Below are 13,659 nucleotides of genomic sequence, written 5' to 3' on the forward strand. Positions count from 1 at the left end.
CAACGCGCGCCATACTTATTTGCCCGATCAGCCGCTGACTGCCTGGACGTATGCCATCGCCCGATACAAAATGGCCGACTATCTGCGCGGCCGCTACCGCTACGAGGCATGGAACGAGCCGCTGGACAGCCAGCAGCAGGAACTGTTTGCAGAATCCGATCAAGAAGCCGCGCAAGCGCGACGCGACGTGGACAAGCTGCTGTCCCAATTGCCGGATCGCTATCGCCTGCCTATCCTGCATGTCAAGCTCAAGGGCCTGACCGTGGCAGAGACCGCGCAATTGACTGGCTTGTCCGAATCGGCCGTTAAAGTCGGAATCCACCGGGGCCTTAAAGCATTGGCCGCCATCATACGAGGTACAACATGAAAACAGACGATCTGGTCGCACTGTTAACCAATAACGCGGAACCCGCCGACCACACCCTGACGGTTCGCCGCTACAGCTGGGCAATGGTGATCAGCGCTGTTGGCGCAGTTGTGCTGCTGTTGACCGGTTTTGGAGTCAGGCCGGACCTGTCGGTCATGCTGGGTACACCGCTTTTCTGGGCCAAGCTGGCATTTCCGGCCTTGATGGCCGTGAGCGCATTCCTGGTGGTGGCGCGTCTTGCGCGACCAGGCACACCCGTTGGTCGGCGCTGGACGGCCATGGCAATACCCGTTGTGGCCGTGGTGGTCGCCGCTGTGCTGACGCTGGGGTTTGCGCCTGCCTCGGAACGCCTGGCGATGGTGCTGGGCGTCTCCTGGCAAAGTTGCCCATTTAACATCGCCTATCTGGCCGTCCCCGGCTTTGTTGCGACCTTCTGGGCCATGAAAGGCATGGCGCCCACCCGGTTGCGCATGGCGGGTGCTGCTGCCGGGCTGCTATCGGGTGCAGTGGCAACGCTGATCTATTGTCTTCATTGTCCGGAAATGGAAGTCGCTTTCTGGGCTGTCTGGTACATCGCCGGCATGCTGATTCCGACCGTCATTGGCGCGCTGCTTGCTCCCAGGCTACTGCGCTGGTAAAAGGCGAGGGTATGTGTTTGCCAAAGCGCCTTGGTGTTTTTGCAACACCTGATCTGCATATGCCGGTTGCTCGGTTCGACACATGTCGGCGCCTGATGTAACCGAAATAACTGCTACGCCGTTTCCAGCCACGCTGTGTTCAAGCGTCGTTCTGGCGTCGGGCTCATGGCAGTAGTCCTTTGTCCGATGCGACGGCGCTTACGCCTTCGCCGACCGAAGGCTTGTCAGGATAATGACTGCGCTGAGCACCGCTGCAATGCTCAGAAAGCCAAACGCAGCTGCGAACCCTGTTGTTGCTGCAATAATGCCTGTTAACATTGCGCCGGCTCCTGTCCCCAAATCGAAGGTGACGTTCCACAAGACAGAGACCTGCGCCAACCGACTGTTTCCGGCGAGTCGGTAGGCGCAGACCAGGGTAGCGCTTTGCATGCCTCCGTAGGAAACACCCAGCAGGGTGCTGCCAAGATACAGCAATGCCAGGCGCCAGACCGCGTTTGAAGTTAGCACCGAAGCGCCGAGCGCCGCCATGCCCAGGCAGCATGCCAAAGCCAGTCCGCAGATCAGATACCGGGCAGGGTAGCGATCACTTAACGAGCCAAAGGCCCAGCGGGTCGGGGTCGCAAAGCCGGTCAGGCATAGCAAGGCAATCGTGGCAGAGGCTGCATCAGCGGTAATTTGACTGGCGAACGTCAGGATGGCGCCGCCGCTGCTGGTCACAATCACGAGCGATAACAAGACCGGCGAGATCACCCGGAGGGTGGATTTGCTTTGTGTGCTCGCTTGCGCGGCGGATGCGTTTTCCGGCTTGGTGTGATCATTGAGCAGACGGCCAAGGGAATACGTCCAGAACAGGCCCAGTACGGGCAGGGTGGCGATCAGCGTCACCACGAGTTTGCCCAAATGCTGCTCAAGGATGGGCGCCGATGAGACAAGTACCAGTTGCGGTCCGGCCACCGCCAGGCCATAGATGCCCACGGCAGCGCCACGGCGTGCCGCAGGTACAAGCAGGGCGATGGCGGTTGCGCCTCCCACGGTCAATATGCCAAAGCCGATGCCGCGCACCGCACTCGATAGCAGAATGACAGGCAGCGCAGAGGATGTCGCCTGCAACATGGCGGGGGCGCCCAGCGACAACAGGCCAGTGGCCAATACCGACCCCCAGCCGAACCGCTTGAGCGCACGGTTAACCGACAGTTGGGTCAGGATGGTAAAGGCCATCAGAATGGCCGTGACGCTGCCCGCAGCCGCTTCGCTGGCTCCGCCCCTGATCGCCCAGTCCGGCGACAGTGGCAGCAGGATACTGAAACTGCCGATCCCAAATGCCACGACCAGCAGCAGCGAGGCAACGCCGGGGATCTGCAGTAGCTTTACGTTTTTATCAGCTTCTATCAAGTCGTTGCTCCATGCGTGACTCGGTATTATAGCGAACGGGTAGAAATAACTTTGATTGCAAATGGATCAGAATTGGCCTGGCATCCAACGACGTTCTGCATGCAATCACAAGTGACATCGGATTCAAGGCAAATGCACGCAGGGTGATATTTGGCGGTCAGAATGCGTAACCGGCTTGCTTTGGATCAGACCAGCTTCAAAAACAGAATAGTCAATGCCTTGGAAAACCTTGGCCAGACAGACACACGCCGCGTGTCACGCGAGCGTTCGAACCTGCCTTGTCCACCGGGTATTAATGGGTGACAGATTTGGAAAAAAGCTGAATGATCACAATGCCAAGTGCAATAAACAGCATGCCCACAATTGCCGGCAGATCAAGCCGCTGCTTATAAAACAGGAATGACATTATCGATACAAGAAAGATGCCCATGCCGCCCCAGATTGCATAGGCTATGCCGATATTCATCGTTTTTACAACCTGAGACAGGCCATAAAAGGAAATGGCGTAGCCGATAACCACAACCATGCTCGGGCCTAATCGGGTGAATCCGTGAGATGCTTTCATCATCGTGGTGGCAAGGGTCTCGGCACAGATCGAGATGGCAAGAATAAGATAGATATTGAACATAAATCCTCAGGAAAAAGAGTGTCTGCAAATTATATATTTTCAGAATGACAGCAAATGATATTGCTGTGGTGTGCGTCAGGCCCGGGCCAATTCGTGCCCGGCTTTGCACGGTTTACAAAAAACGGATGATATGTTCACGTAACCATTGGTGGGATGGGTCGCGATGGACGCGGTCGTGCCAGAGCATGAGCATTTCGAAGCCTGGTATCTCCAGCGGAGGCGCAACAATTTGCAGCGCAGTATTGTGCTTGACCAGCCGGGATGGAACCATCGCCACCAGATCGGTGTTGGTCAGCACTGCCTCAAGAAACAGAAAATGTGGCACCGACAGCGCGACGCGTCGGGCAAGCCCCCTTGCGGCCAGGGCCGTATCGGTCACGCCATGAAAGCCGCCATTGTCAGGTGACACAATGACATGGTCCAGCTTGCAGAACCGCGCTAGGGTGAGCGTGCGTTGTAATGCGGGATGACCTGCGCGCGCTGCCAGTACATAGCTTTCATTAAACAATGAACGGCGACGCAGTTGCAACGGCGCTTCCGAACTGATGTGAAACGCCAGATCAATGTGCGCCTGTTCCGCCTGGCTGGCCAGCGCCTGCGGATTGAGCGCCAGGATCGCCATGCGCGCATTGGGCGCCGCTGATCGCAACCCTGCCAGCGCCGGGAGCAAGATGCTGGTTTCTACATAGTCTGACGCTGCGACCCGCCAGGTTTGATGGCTCTGGGCCGGGTCAAACGGGCCCGACGGCGTCACCGCCTGCGTCAAGGCTTCGAGCGCCTGTCTTAGCGGCTCGCGCAGTTCGTCGGCGCGGGCGGTGGGTCGCATGCCCCGTGGTCCGGGCAATAACAATGGGTCGCCAAAGGTCTCCCGCAATCGGGCAAGCTGCAGGCTGACGGTGGGCTGGGCCAGGTGCAGGCGCTCGGCTGCCCGGGTGACGTTATGCTCGGCCAGCAGGGCGTCCAGCGTGACCAGTAAATTAAGATCCAGACGCCGCAAGGGATTGTCCATGGAAATACCTGAAATATTAGAAATTCATTTCTAATATACTGCAGAAAAACGTATCGTATGCATATTCATTTTCCAAAAAGGACTGCATCATGAATGTGCTTGTCGTTTATGCGCACCCCGAACCCCGTTCGCTGAACGGGTCGATAAAAAATTTCATTGTCCAGCGGCTTGAGCTTGCAGGCCATACGGTCCAGGTTTCGGATCTGCATGCCATGCAGTGGAAGAGCGCATTGGATCCCCAGGACAATCGCTCACCGACGCCGGGGGCACGCTTTGATCCTTCTTTTGATTCCAAGCTGGCGTTCGAGAACGGTACGCAGAGTATCGACATCGAACAGGAGCAAAAAAAATTGCTGTGGGCCGATGCGGTCATCCTGCAATTTCCGCTTTGGTGGTATTCAATGCCGGCGATTCTCAAGGGCTGGGTCGATCGCGTCTATGCTTATGGTTTTGCCTATGGGGTGGGAGAGCACTCGGACACGCATTGGGGCGACCGTTTTGGGCAAGGGGTGCTGGCCGGCAAACGCGCCATGCTGGTAGTAACCGCCGGTGGCTGGTCGTCGCACTATGAGCCGCGTGGCATTAATGGCCCGATCAATGACATCCTATTTCCCATTCAGCACGGTATCCTGTTTTATCCGGGCTTTGATGTGTTGCCACCGCATGTGATCTACCGCACGGGCAAGATCGATGCAGCGGGGTATGCCAACGTGTGCGATGAGCTCGGACAGCGGCTGGATGCGCTTTGGACGACAGCGCCCATTGCGTTTCGCAAGCAAAACGCCGGGGACTATCGCATCCCGCAATTGACGCTGCGCTCGGAGCTGGCCCAGGGAGAGGTCGGTTTCGGTATTCATATTTCACGTCCCGACGAAAATGGCTTGCCGAAACAACGGGCATCCGTTGAGCAATATGATCTTTTGCATGTCGAACCAACGCGCTAAACGCTTAATGTTACGCATATTCGTTGTCAAATCGTTAAAGAGTAAGACACCCGTGTTCAGGTGTCTTGCCAGTTTTTTCGTTGAGAATCATCCATATAGAAAGTAAAAGTGGCAAAAACCGGTACGTTCTGCGATTACATAATCACGTATTTAATGATGCTCTGTAATGACCTTCCCTTTGAAAACGCGAAGAATGAAAGCGCTAGATTTGTAAACCCATCTTCAAAGGAAGGTTATATGACGAAAAGATTGACTCGCTCGCTGTTTCTGGTTGCCACTTTTGCCGGCGTGGCCGCACTGGCTGGTTGCGCAGGCAGTGGCTACGATTCCGGGGCCTCAACCTCAACGGACACCAGTGCGCAAGCGCCCATGACGTCAGGCTCGCCAACAACTGATTCTATGCAAACTGCGCCAGCGCCAACGACGCAGTCCACGCCAACCGCACCCGCGCCCACGGCACAACCCTGAAATGTCCCGCGCAAGGCCAATAGCAGCGTCTGACGATAGCAATATCCGTTAGTCCTCAATGCGTTATTGCGCACGACATTAATCGAGATATGGCACTCAATGCCATATCTCGTGACACGCCCATGCCCGGTTGCCCGGTTCGGGTTCTCTCTCAAGACATCCCACGGCTCGATTCAGTGTCAGTGTATTAGAGCAATAAACCAATACGCATCGTCCAAAATAAAATAATCATCAGCCAACACCGGACAATCGGCTCCGGCAAAAGGGCGTTGTGCTCAATGTTCCTGACTTTTAGCTATTTGCGGGCCATTGCGCTTGATGCCATTGCCTGCCGGCCTGTCGCAGACCGCATCACTATTGGGCGCTGTTTCTGGTTTGTCATTACCCCTTTTGACTATACCCATGGTTTTTGCAGCGTCTCTTTGACGAGAATTCAAAAAATGTCAATCGCAATCTCTTACCGACGCTCGGCGGACCGATGCGCTGGGGCCACGCGAAGCCGGTAAGGATGTAAACTTGACCCCACGCTACTGATTTGTGCCGGTTATACCGGTCTCTGTCCAACTCGTCCGATTCAAGGAAGGCTATGAACTCGTCCAAACGTCTGCGCTCTGCAAACATCACACAAGGCCCGGCGCGTGCGCCGAACCGCTCCATGTATTACGCGCTGGGATACAAGGAAGAAGACTTCGTCAAGCCCATGGTCGGCGTGGCCAATGGCTATAGCACCATCACGCCCTGTAACAGCGGCTTGCAAAAACTGGCCGATGCGGCGATCGCAGCCATTGAGTCCTCGGGAGGCAATGCCCAGGTATTTGGCACGCCCACCATTTCCGATGGGATGGCCATGGGGACTGAAGGCATGAAGTATTCGCTGGTTTCGCGTGAAGTGATTTCAGACTGCGTTGAAACCTGCGTGCAGGGTCAGTGGATGGATGGCGTCGTGGTGATCGGCGGCTGCGACAAGAACATGCCCGGTGGCATGATGGGCATGCTGCGCGCCAACGTGCCCTCCATCTACGTATACGGCGGCACGATCTTGCCAGGGCGCCTTAACAATAAAGATTTGAATATTGTCAGCGTTTTTGAGGCGGTGGGAGAGAACGCGGCGGGCCGCATGAGCGACGAGGAGCTGCGGCAGATTGAGTTGCATGCCATTCCTGGCCCCGGTTCTTGCGGCGGGATGTATACCGCCAACACCATGAGCTCTGCATTCGAAGCCATGGGCATGAGTCTGCCGTATTCATCGACCATGGCCAATGTGCACGATGAAAAAACCGAATCGGCCAGTGAATCGGCCCGGGTGCTGCTCAAGGCGATCGAACAGGATCTGAAACCGCGTGATATCGTGACCCGCCAATCCATCGAAAATGCGGTCAGCGTCATCATGGCGACCGGCGGGTCTACCAATGCGGTGTTGCATATGCTGGCCATTGCCCATGCGGCCGATGTCGAGTGGACCATCGACGATTTCGAGCGCGTGCGCCAGCGCGTGCCGGTTATTTGCGATCTGAAACCCAGCGGCCACTTCCTGGCCGTAGATTTTCACAAGGCGGGCGGGGTGCCGCAGGTCATGAAGCTCCTGCTCAATGCCGGACTGATCAACGGCGACTGCATCACAATTACCGGTCAGACGATTGCACAGACGCTTGAAAACGTGCCCGACACGCCCGCAGCAGACCAGCAAGTGATCAAGACCATCGACCAGGCTTTGTACAAACAGGGACACCTGGCCATCCTGAAAGGCAACCTGTCGCCAGATGGCGCGGTAGCCAAAATAACCGGCCTGAAAAACCCCGTCATTACCGGCCCGGCGCGCGTGTTCGATGACGAGCAATCTGCACTGCAAGCCATTCTGGATGGCAAGATCAAGGCAGGCGACGTGATGGTGCTGCGTTACCTTGGCCCCAAGGGCGGCCCGGGCATGCCGGAAATGCTGGCTCCCACAGGCGCATTGATTGGTGCGGGCCTGGGCGATTCGGTCGGCCTGATCACCGATGGGCGATTCTCGGGCGGGACCTGGGGAATGGTGGTGGGCCATGTGACGCCCGAAGCTGCCGTTGGCGGGACCATTGCCCTGGTTCAGGAAGGTGACTCCATCACGATCGACGCGCACCAATTGTTATTGCAGTTGAATGTACCTGAGGCAGATATTGATGCTCGGCGGGAAAAGTGGACGGCGCCCAAACCCCGTTACTTGCGAGGCGTTCAGGCCAAGTTTGCGTTCAATGCGTCGCCCGCAAGCACCGGCGCGGTGCTGGACAAGTTCTGAGCATGTTCTGAGTGCGCAAGCCAGGGCGCGTTGCCCTGGCTGATATGGCGTAGTGATTTGTGGCGTTATTTGACGGGTGCGGCGAACGCGGCTTGGTAGCGCCACGGCATTGCAGTAAAGGCACCTGTAGCCACGGCCCGGTTGTACACCAGGAACATGCGACATTGTGCCTGCGCAATAGACGAGTGTATATTGACCATTCGTGTAAACACATTTTCGTCGTGTACACTTCATTTACAAGATATCAACAATTTCAGAGGTCACACCATGAGTGCCCTGGCACATGCGATCAATGCCTTTGCCCCCGCGGATGGGGATCACGTCACGCCTATCCCATCGCTCACGTTCCATCGCCGCCAGTCGCCTACTGATCCGCTGCATTGCATCTATGGTTTTGGCCTGGGTGTGGTCGCGCAAGGCGCCAAACAAGTCACGCTTGTCGACCGGGTGGTTGAATATGGGCCCAGCCAGTGCCTGTTGACCACCATCGATCTGCCGGTGTTCTCACGCGTGACCCAGGCCAGTATGCGAGAGCCATATCTTGGTTTGATGCTGGCGCTGGATACCCATTCGATCGTGCAGATTGCCGCTGAAATGCAATTGCTTCGGCCGGCCAAGGATACTGCCTGTCAGCCCGTGACGGTACAAAAACTCGATAATGCGTTGGCCGATGCACTGATTCGCATGGTCAATCTGCTCAACGAGCCTGCGCTGGCGCCGCGCTTGGCGCCTTTGATTCAACAGGAAATTACGATCCGTCTGCTGACCGGCCCGCATGGCCCGCAGTTGCTGCATCTGGTGGCGGCCGGTTCGCCCAGCCAGAAAATTGCCAAGGCCGTGGCCTGGCTCAAACAGAACTACACGCAACCGATGCATGCCGATGAGCTGGCGGCCCGTGCGGGAATGAGTTCGTCTACATTCCGACACCATTTTCGCGCCATTACCGGCATGAGTCCGTTGCAATTTCAAAAGCAATTGCGGCTGCAGCAAGCCCGGCAATTGATGCTCAACCAGAATCTGGATGCCGGCCACGTGGGCGGACTGGTCGGGTATGAAAGCGCCTCGCAATTTAATCGCGAATACAGTCGCCTTTTTGGCGCGCCGCCCCAGCGCGACGTCAGGCGTATGCGAGTAAGCACAAGCCAGTCCTCACAGTAAGGCAGCAGGCGTGCGCGCCAGGCGCGACCGCAGCTGTATGCCAATTGTCATTGCACAGGGACCTCCGGACTGTATGCCATGTGTAATTGTCAGACGCCCTGCATTCGAATTCGGGCAATAAAGGTAATATCCACGACATCCCAACATGCGTTCGCTGGGCAATATTGCAAGGCGCCGGAAACTCAACTGTGCCTGGCCGGCTCAGCGAATTAGGCAAAAATTACGGAGAATTGGGCAATTTGTCCGGTAATTCCAAACCTATAATGGCTTGACATCATAGGCAGCTTGCCTGCTCTGACACCGGGTCCGGATGACAGCCAACGCCTGTTGCGTCGCTTGTTCTCCCGATCCTCGGGCAGGGGCAGGCCGGGCACCGACGGTCTGTTCGGCACGCGAAGACTGGCGATGTGCTCAATCCTGTTGTATTCCCTTCTCAATCCTTCCTCCTTCGATGCAAGTCGTTGCGAATTCCTGATGCAGTTTAATTACGGAGAGCTATCTCATCATGAGTATCCTCAATATCAATGGCAGTGACCATACAGTTGACGTCGATCCTGGTACGCCGGTTCTTTGGGCGTTGCGCGATGCGCTGGATATGACCGGAACGAAATTCGGCTGCGGCGCTGCGCTGTGCGGCGCCTGTACTGTGCATCTGGACGGTCAGGCCATCCGTTCCTGTGTCACGCCAATCTCGGCAGTCCAGGGAAAAAAAATCACAACCATCGAAGCGGTGACAGACGGCAGCGACCCGGTAGGCGCCGCTGTACACGCGGCGTGGGTCAAACATGATGTGGCGCAATGCGGCTACTGCCAGAGTGGCCAGATCATGAGCGCGACCGCCTTTCTCAAAAGCAGGCCAAAGGGCAATCAGCCTACTGTCGATGAGATAGATGCAGCCATGGCCGGCAATATCTGCCGCTGCGGCACCTATACCCGCATTCGCGCTGCCATTGCCGATGCTGCCCAAACCCTTGCCTGAACGGAGTCCTGCATGTCGAACAATACTTTCTATAGCGAATTGCCCCGCGCACTGCAACATATTCTTGAACAAGGGCAGTCCGGTAGCCGCCCTGCGCTCGCCCGTCGCAGTTTTCTGAAGATGGTGGGTGCAGGCGGTCTGGCAATAGGCGCATTCCCTCACGTGCTCATGGCGCAGGAAGCGAACGGGGCGGCGGCTGCCGCGTCAGCGCTCAAGCCGGGCCAGCAGCCATCCGCATTCGTGCACATCGCCCCCAGTGGCGAGGTGACGGTAACGATCAACCGCCTGGAATTTGGCCAGGGTGTGCAAACGGGCCTGCCGATGATTCTGGCAGAGGAATTGGATGCCGACTGGAGCCTTGTGCGCAGCCGCAACGGCAGCAACGATATTGCATACCAGGATCCGGTGTTTGGCATGCACCTGACCGGAGGATCAACGTCAATCAAGCACAGCTATACCCAATACCGCGAACTTGGCGCCCGTGCGCGGGCCATGCTGATGTCCGCGGCGGCTCAGCGTTGGAAAGTGGACGTAGCCAGTGTGCGCACGCAGGCGGGCACCGTACTGGGCCCCGAGGGCCGCAAGGCAAGTTATGGCGAGTTGGCTGAGGCTGCAATGGCGCTTCCCGTTCCCGAGAAAGTAGAACTCAAGGAGCCGAAATCGTTTCGCATCATCGGCCAGGCCACCACGCGCATCGATGCAAAAGCCAAGAGCAGCGGGCAGCAGGATTTCGGTATCGATATGAATCTGCCGGGTCAATTGACCGCGGTGGTGGCGCATCCGCCCGTATTCGGCGCCAAGCTCGCTTCCATGGATGATGCCGCCGCGCGCGCCGTCAAAGGGGTCAAAGCCGTGCTGCAGGTCGCCGTCGATGGCGGTGGACAAGGCGTCACGATCATTGCCGATGGCTATTGGCAAGCCAAGCAGGGGCGCGATGCGCTCAAGCTGCAGTGGGATACGGCCAGCGTGGAGAAGGTAGACAGCGAAAAACAACTGGCTCAGTATAGGGAAATGGCTGACAAACCCGGTCCTCGTCTGTACGAAGCGGATATGTCGCCGCTGGCTTCGGCGCCCCACAAGCTGGATGCCGAATTCTTCTTCCCGTATCTGGCCCACGCACCCATGGAGCCGTTGAACTGTACCGTTCAGGTGACAGAGAGCGGCGCACAGTTGTGGGTTGGCACGCAAATGCCTGGCTTTGATGGCGCGGCCGCAGCCCGTGTGCTGGGCTTCAAGCCCGAGCAGATTCAGGTGAACGTACAAACCGCCGGCGGCGGATTCGGTCGACGCGGCGTGGGTACCAGCGATTTTGTGGTGCTGGCTTGCGAGGTGGCCAAGGCAGCAAAAACGGCCGGCATCAATGCACCGATCCGCACGCTCTGGAGCCGTGAGGACGATATGAAGGGCGGCTACTACCGGCCCGTGCATCTGCACCGCGCACGTATTGGCTTTGACGACAACGGCAAGGTGCTGGCCTGGGACCATGTGCTGGTGGGCCAATCCATCGTCGCTGGTACGCCGCTTGAATCGATGATCAAAAACGGCATTGACGCCACTGCAACCGAAGGGATGCGCGACCCGTACCCGCTGCCGATGCAATTGACAGTGCATCACCCCAAAGTGAATGTCCCCGTATTATGGTGGCGCAGTGTCGGGTCCACACACACGGCCTTTGTCATGGAAACGCTGATAGACGAGATTGCGCGAGCGACCAATCAGGACCCGGTTGCTTACCGGATGGGGCTTTTTGGCGACAAAAGCCCGCGCCACAAGGCTGCCCTGCACTTGGCGGTAGAGCGCAGTGGCTATGGCAAGACCACCTTGCCCGACGGCCATGCCTGGGGCGTAGCGGTGCATGAATCCTTCAGCTCGGTGGTGGCGTACGTAGTCGAGGCCTCGGTGCAAGATGGAAAACCCGTGCTGCACCGCGCGACTGTTGGCGTGCACTGTAATCTTGCTGTCAACCCGCTCAGCGTGGAAGCGCAGGTACAGGGCGCTGCCATCATGGGCCTGTCGATGTGTCTGCCGGGCGCTGCCATTACCCTCAAGGACGGCGAGGTGCAGCAGAGCAATTTTGGCGACTTTAACGTACCGCGTATTACTGATGCGCCAGAGATCGCCGTGCATATTGTACCCAGTGCCGAACCGCCTACCGGTATGGGAGAGCCGGGACTGCCGCCTTTGGCGCCTGCCTTTGCGAATGCCATTGCCAGCATTACCGGAAAGCCATTGCGCAATCTTCCGTTCAAGTTGGGATGAATACGTCAGGGCCTGAGGTCCTGATCCTGCTGATGCAGAGGCAGCACCGCTGATAACCAATACCGTGCAACTGTTCAGACCAGCGCACGTTATTTCAGCGGTGCTGCCTTTTCTTTATGGAGGCCCGGTACGGGACACCATGATGGTGGGCAGCTACGCCTGCATGCAGCCGCCGTCGCCCTTATGCAAAAAGTCTCTGCAATCATGTCCGGATCGCAGAGACTTTTTATTACGGCACCACAATTTTATAGCAGGGTTAGCGATTGACCAATTTGGCTGGAAAGGCCGCCATCACAAGCACGGCGTTGAGCAACAGGCACACGGCAAAGAACCACAAGGCGGCATGTGCAGTGCCGGTCAAATCGGTCGCCCAGCCAATCAGCGAGTTGCTGACCAGACCGGCAATATTGGCAATCGAGCAGGCCAGGGCAAAACCGGTGGCCGCAGCGGTGCCCTTAAGAAACGTTGCAGGCAGGCTGAAGAAGACCGGTACTGCACCGAGCAGTGCGCAGGAGGCAACGGTAAAGGTTACAACGGTCAGGATCAGGTTGCTTGAAACGAATGTGCTGCACGTCAGGGCAATCGCGCCTACGGTAAGGGGGATCGATAAATGCCAGCGGCGCTCACGATAGTGATCCGAGCTGGCGCCGATAGCCAGCATGCCAATCACACCCGCAATACTGGGAATGGCCGTGAGCAAACCAATGTCAAAGGTATCTGCTACACCGGCATTACGGATGAACGATGGCATCCAGAAGCCGATGGCATAGGCGCCCAGTAGAATCGAAAAATCAATACTGCCCAGCATCCACACTTTGACATTGAAAAAACCGTCTTTGAATGAATGTTTGCTGTGTTTTCCTTCGGCATTGTCGTGATCCAGATCACGCTGCAGCAGCGTTCGCTCTTCATTGTTCAGCCACTTAGCCTTGTGATGATTGTCCGGCAAGGCCCAGAACGTCAGGATGCCCAGCAACACACTTGGAATGGATTCGAGCAGGAACAGCCACTGCCAGCCGCGCAAGCCATGCAGCTGGTCAAAGTGGTTCATGATCCAGCCTGAGATAGGTCCGCCAATAACGCTCGATAGCGGCAGGCCAATCATGAACAGGGCAATGATTTTTCCGCGGCGGTAGGTGGGATACCAGGTTGTCAGGTAATACAGGACACCAGGCAGAAAGCCCGCCTCGGCGGCGCCAAGGAAAAAACGCAGGGTATAAAACTGCGTGGGCGTGGTCACGAACATGGTCAGACCAGACAGAATGCCCCAGGTAATCATGATCCGGGCGATCCACATTCGCGCGCCCACTTTTTCCAGGATCAGATTGCTGGGCACTTCGAAAATAATGTAGCCGACAAAAAACAGACCCGCACCCAGACCGTAGGCGGTGACGCTAAATTGCAGATCTTCCACCATTTGCAATTTGGCAAAACCGACATTGATCCGGTCCAGGTATGCGGCAAGATAACAGAAACACAGAAAGGGAATAAGGCGCCAGGTAATTTTTGTATAGAGATCCTGGTTTGTTTCGCCGGTTTGGAGCA

12 protein-coding genes are annotated in these 13,659 nt (G+C 57.0%); 8 read left to right on the top strand and 4 right to left on the bottom strand.

The genetic code is table 11. The features are described from left to right. On the top strand, positions 1–367 hold a 367-nt coding region (locus ACTIKR_RS12460; RefSeq protein WP_442327986.1), incomplete at its 5' end, for a sigma-70 family RNA polymerase sigma factor. Continuing rightward, positions 364–1,005 (top strand): DUF1109 domain-containing protein, encoded by a 642-nt coding sequence (locus tag ACTIKR_RS12465; RefSeq protein ID WP_442327987.1) that lies wholly within the window; start codon positions 364–366, stop codon positions 1,003–1,005. The genes ACTIKR_RS12460 and ACTIKR_RS12465, both read left to right, overlap by 4 nt. Positions 1,006–1,203: 198 nt before the next feature. On the opposite strand, the gene ACTIKR_RS12470 is transcribed toward ACTIKR_RS12465, so the two are convergent. The 3 genes from ACTIKR_RS12470 to ACTIKR_RS12480 all read right to left on the bottom strand — a co-directional run bounded on the left by ACTIKR_RS12470 (position 1,204) and on the right by ACTIKR_RS12480 (position 4,034). After that, entirely contained in the window at positions 1,204–2,397 is a 1,194-nt protein-coding gene (locus tag ACTIKR_RS12470) for an MFS transporter (RefSeq protein WP_442327988.1), read from the bottom strand. 292 nt (positions 2,398–2,689) lie between these two features. Next, entirely contained in the window at positions 2,690–3,025 is a 336-nt protein-coding gene (locus ACTIKR_RS12475) for a DMT family transporter (protein ID WP_193089383.1), read from the bottom strand. A 112-nt stretch (positions 3,026–3,137) separates the two neighbouring features. Beyond that, positions 3,138–4,034 carry a LysR family transcriptional regulator gene (locus tag ACTIKR_RS12480; RefSeq protein ID WP_442327989.1) on the bottom strand — a complete coding sequence of 299 codons (897 nt, stop codon included), beginning with the start codon at positions 4,032–4,034 and terminating at the stop codon, positions 3,138–3,140. 89 nt (positions 4,035–4,123) lie between these two features. On the opposite strand from ACTIKR_RS12480, the gene ACTIKR_RS12485 reads away from it, so the two are divergent. The 6 genes from ACTIKR_RS12485 to ACTIKR_RS12510 all read left to right on the top strand — a co-directional run bounded on the left by ACTIKR_RS12485 (position 4,124) and on the right by ACTIKR_RS12510 (position 12,114). Further along, complete coding sequence (locus ACTIKR_RS12485) at positions 4,124–4,978, top strand: NAD(P)H-dependent oxidoreductase (RefSeq protein WP_442327990.1); 855 nt, start codon at positions 4,124–4,126, stop codon at positions 4,976–4,978. A 237-nt stretch (positions 4,979–5,215) separates the two neighbouring features. Further along, positions 5,216–5,446: a hypothetical protein gene (locus tag ACTIKR_RS12490; protein WP_193089386.1), complete on the top strand. Its 231-nt coding sequence runs from the start codon at positions 5,216–5,218 to the stop codon at positions 5,444–5,446. A gap of 586 nt (positions 5,447–6,032) precedes the next feature. Further along, positions 6,033–7,718 carry a dihydroxy-acid dehydratase gene (gene ilvD, locus ACTIKR_RS12495; protein WP_442327991.1) on the top strand — a complete coding sequence of 562 codons (1,686 nt, stop codon included), beginning with the start codon at positions 6,033–6,035 and terminating at the stop codon, positions 7,716–7,718. A gap of 267 nt (positions 7,719–7,985) precedes the next feature. Continuing rightward, positions 7,986–8,876 (top strand): AraC family transcriptional regulator N-terminal domain-containing protein, encoded by an 891-nt coding sequence (locus tag ACTIKR_RS12500; RefSeq protein WP_442327992.1) that lies wholly within the window; start codon positions 7,986–7,988, stop codon positions 8,874–8,876. A 505-nt stretch (positions 8,877–9,381) separates the two neighbouring features. Continuing rightward, complete coding sequence (locus tag ACTIKR_RS12505; protein WP_193089389.1) at positions 9,382–9,855, top strand: (2Fe-2S)-binding protein; 474 nt, start codon at positions 9,382–9,384, stop codon at positions 9,853–9,855. A gap of 12 nt (positions 9,856–9,867) precedes the next feature. Beyond that, positions 9,868–12,114, top strand: coding sequence for a molybdopterin cofactor-binding domain-containing protein (locus ACTIKR_RS12510; RefSeq protein ID WP_442327993.1), 2,247 nt, complete (start codon positions 9,868–9,870; stop codon positions 12,112–12,114). Positions 12,115–12,370: 256 nt separating this feature from the next. Here ACTIKR_RS12510 and ACTIKR_RS12515 read toward each other — a convergent pair whose 3' ends face one another. Then, positions 12,371–13,618, bottom strand: a complete 1,248-nt coding sequence (locus ACTIKR_RS12515) for an MFS transporter (RefSeq protein ID WP_442328001.1) — start codon at positions 13,616–13,618, stop codon at positions 12,371–12,373. Between the last annotated feature and the right edge of the window lie 41 nt (positions 13,619–13,659).

It is taken from the genome of Advenella sp. (assembly GCF_052108595.1).
Taxonomy (GTDB): domain Bacteria; phylum Pseudomonadota; class Gammaproteobacteria; order Burkholderiales; family Burkholderiaceae_B; genus Advenella.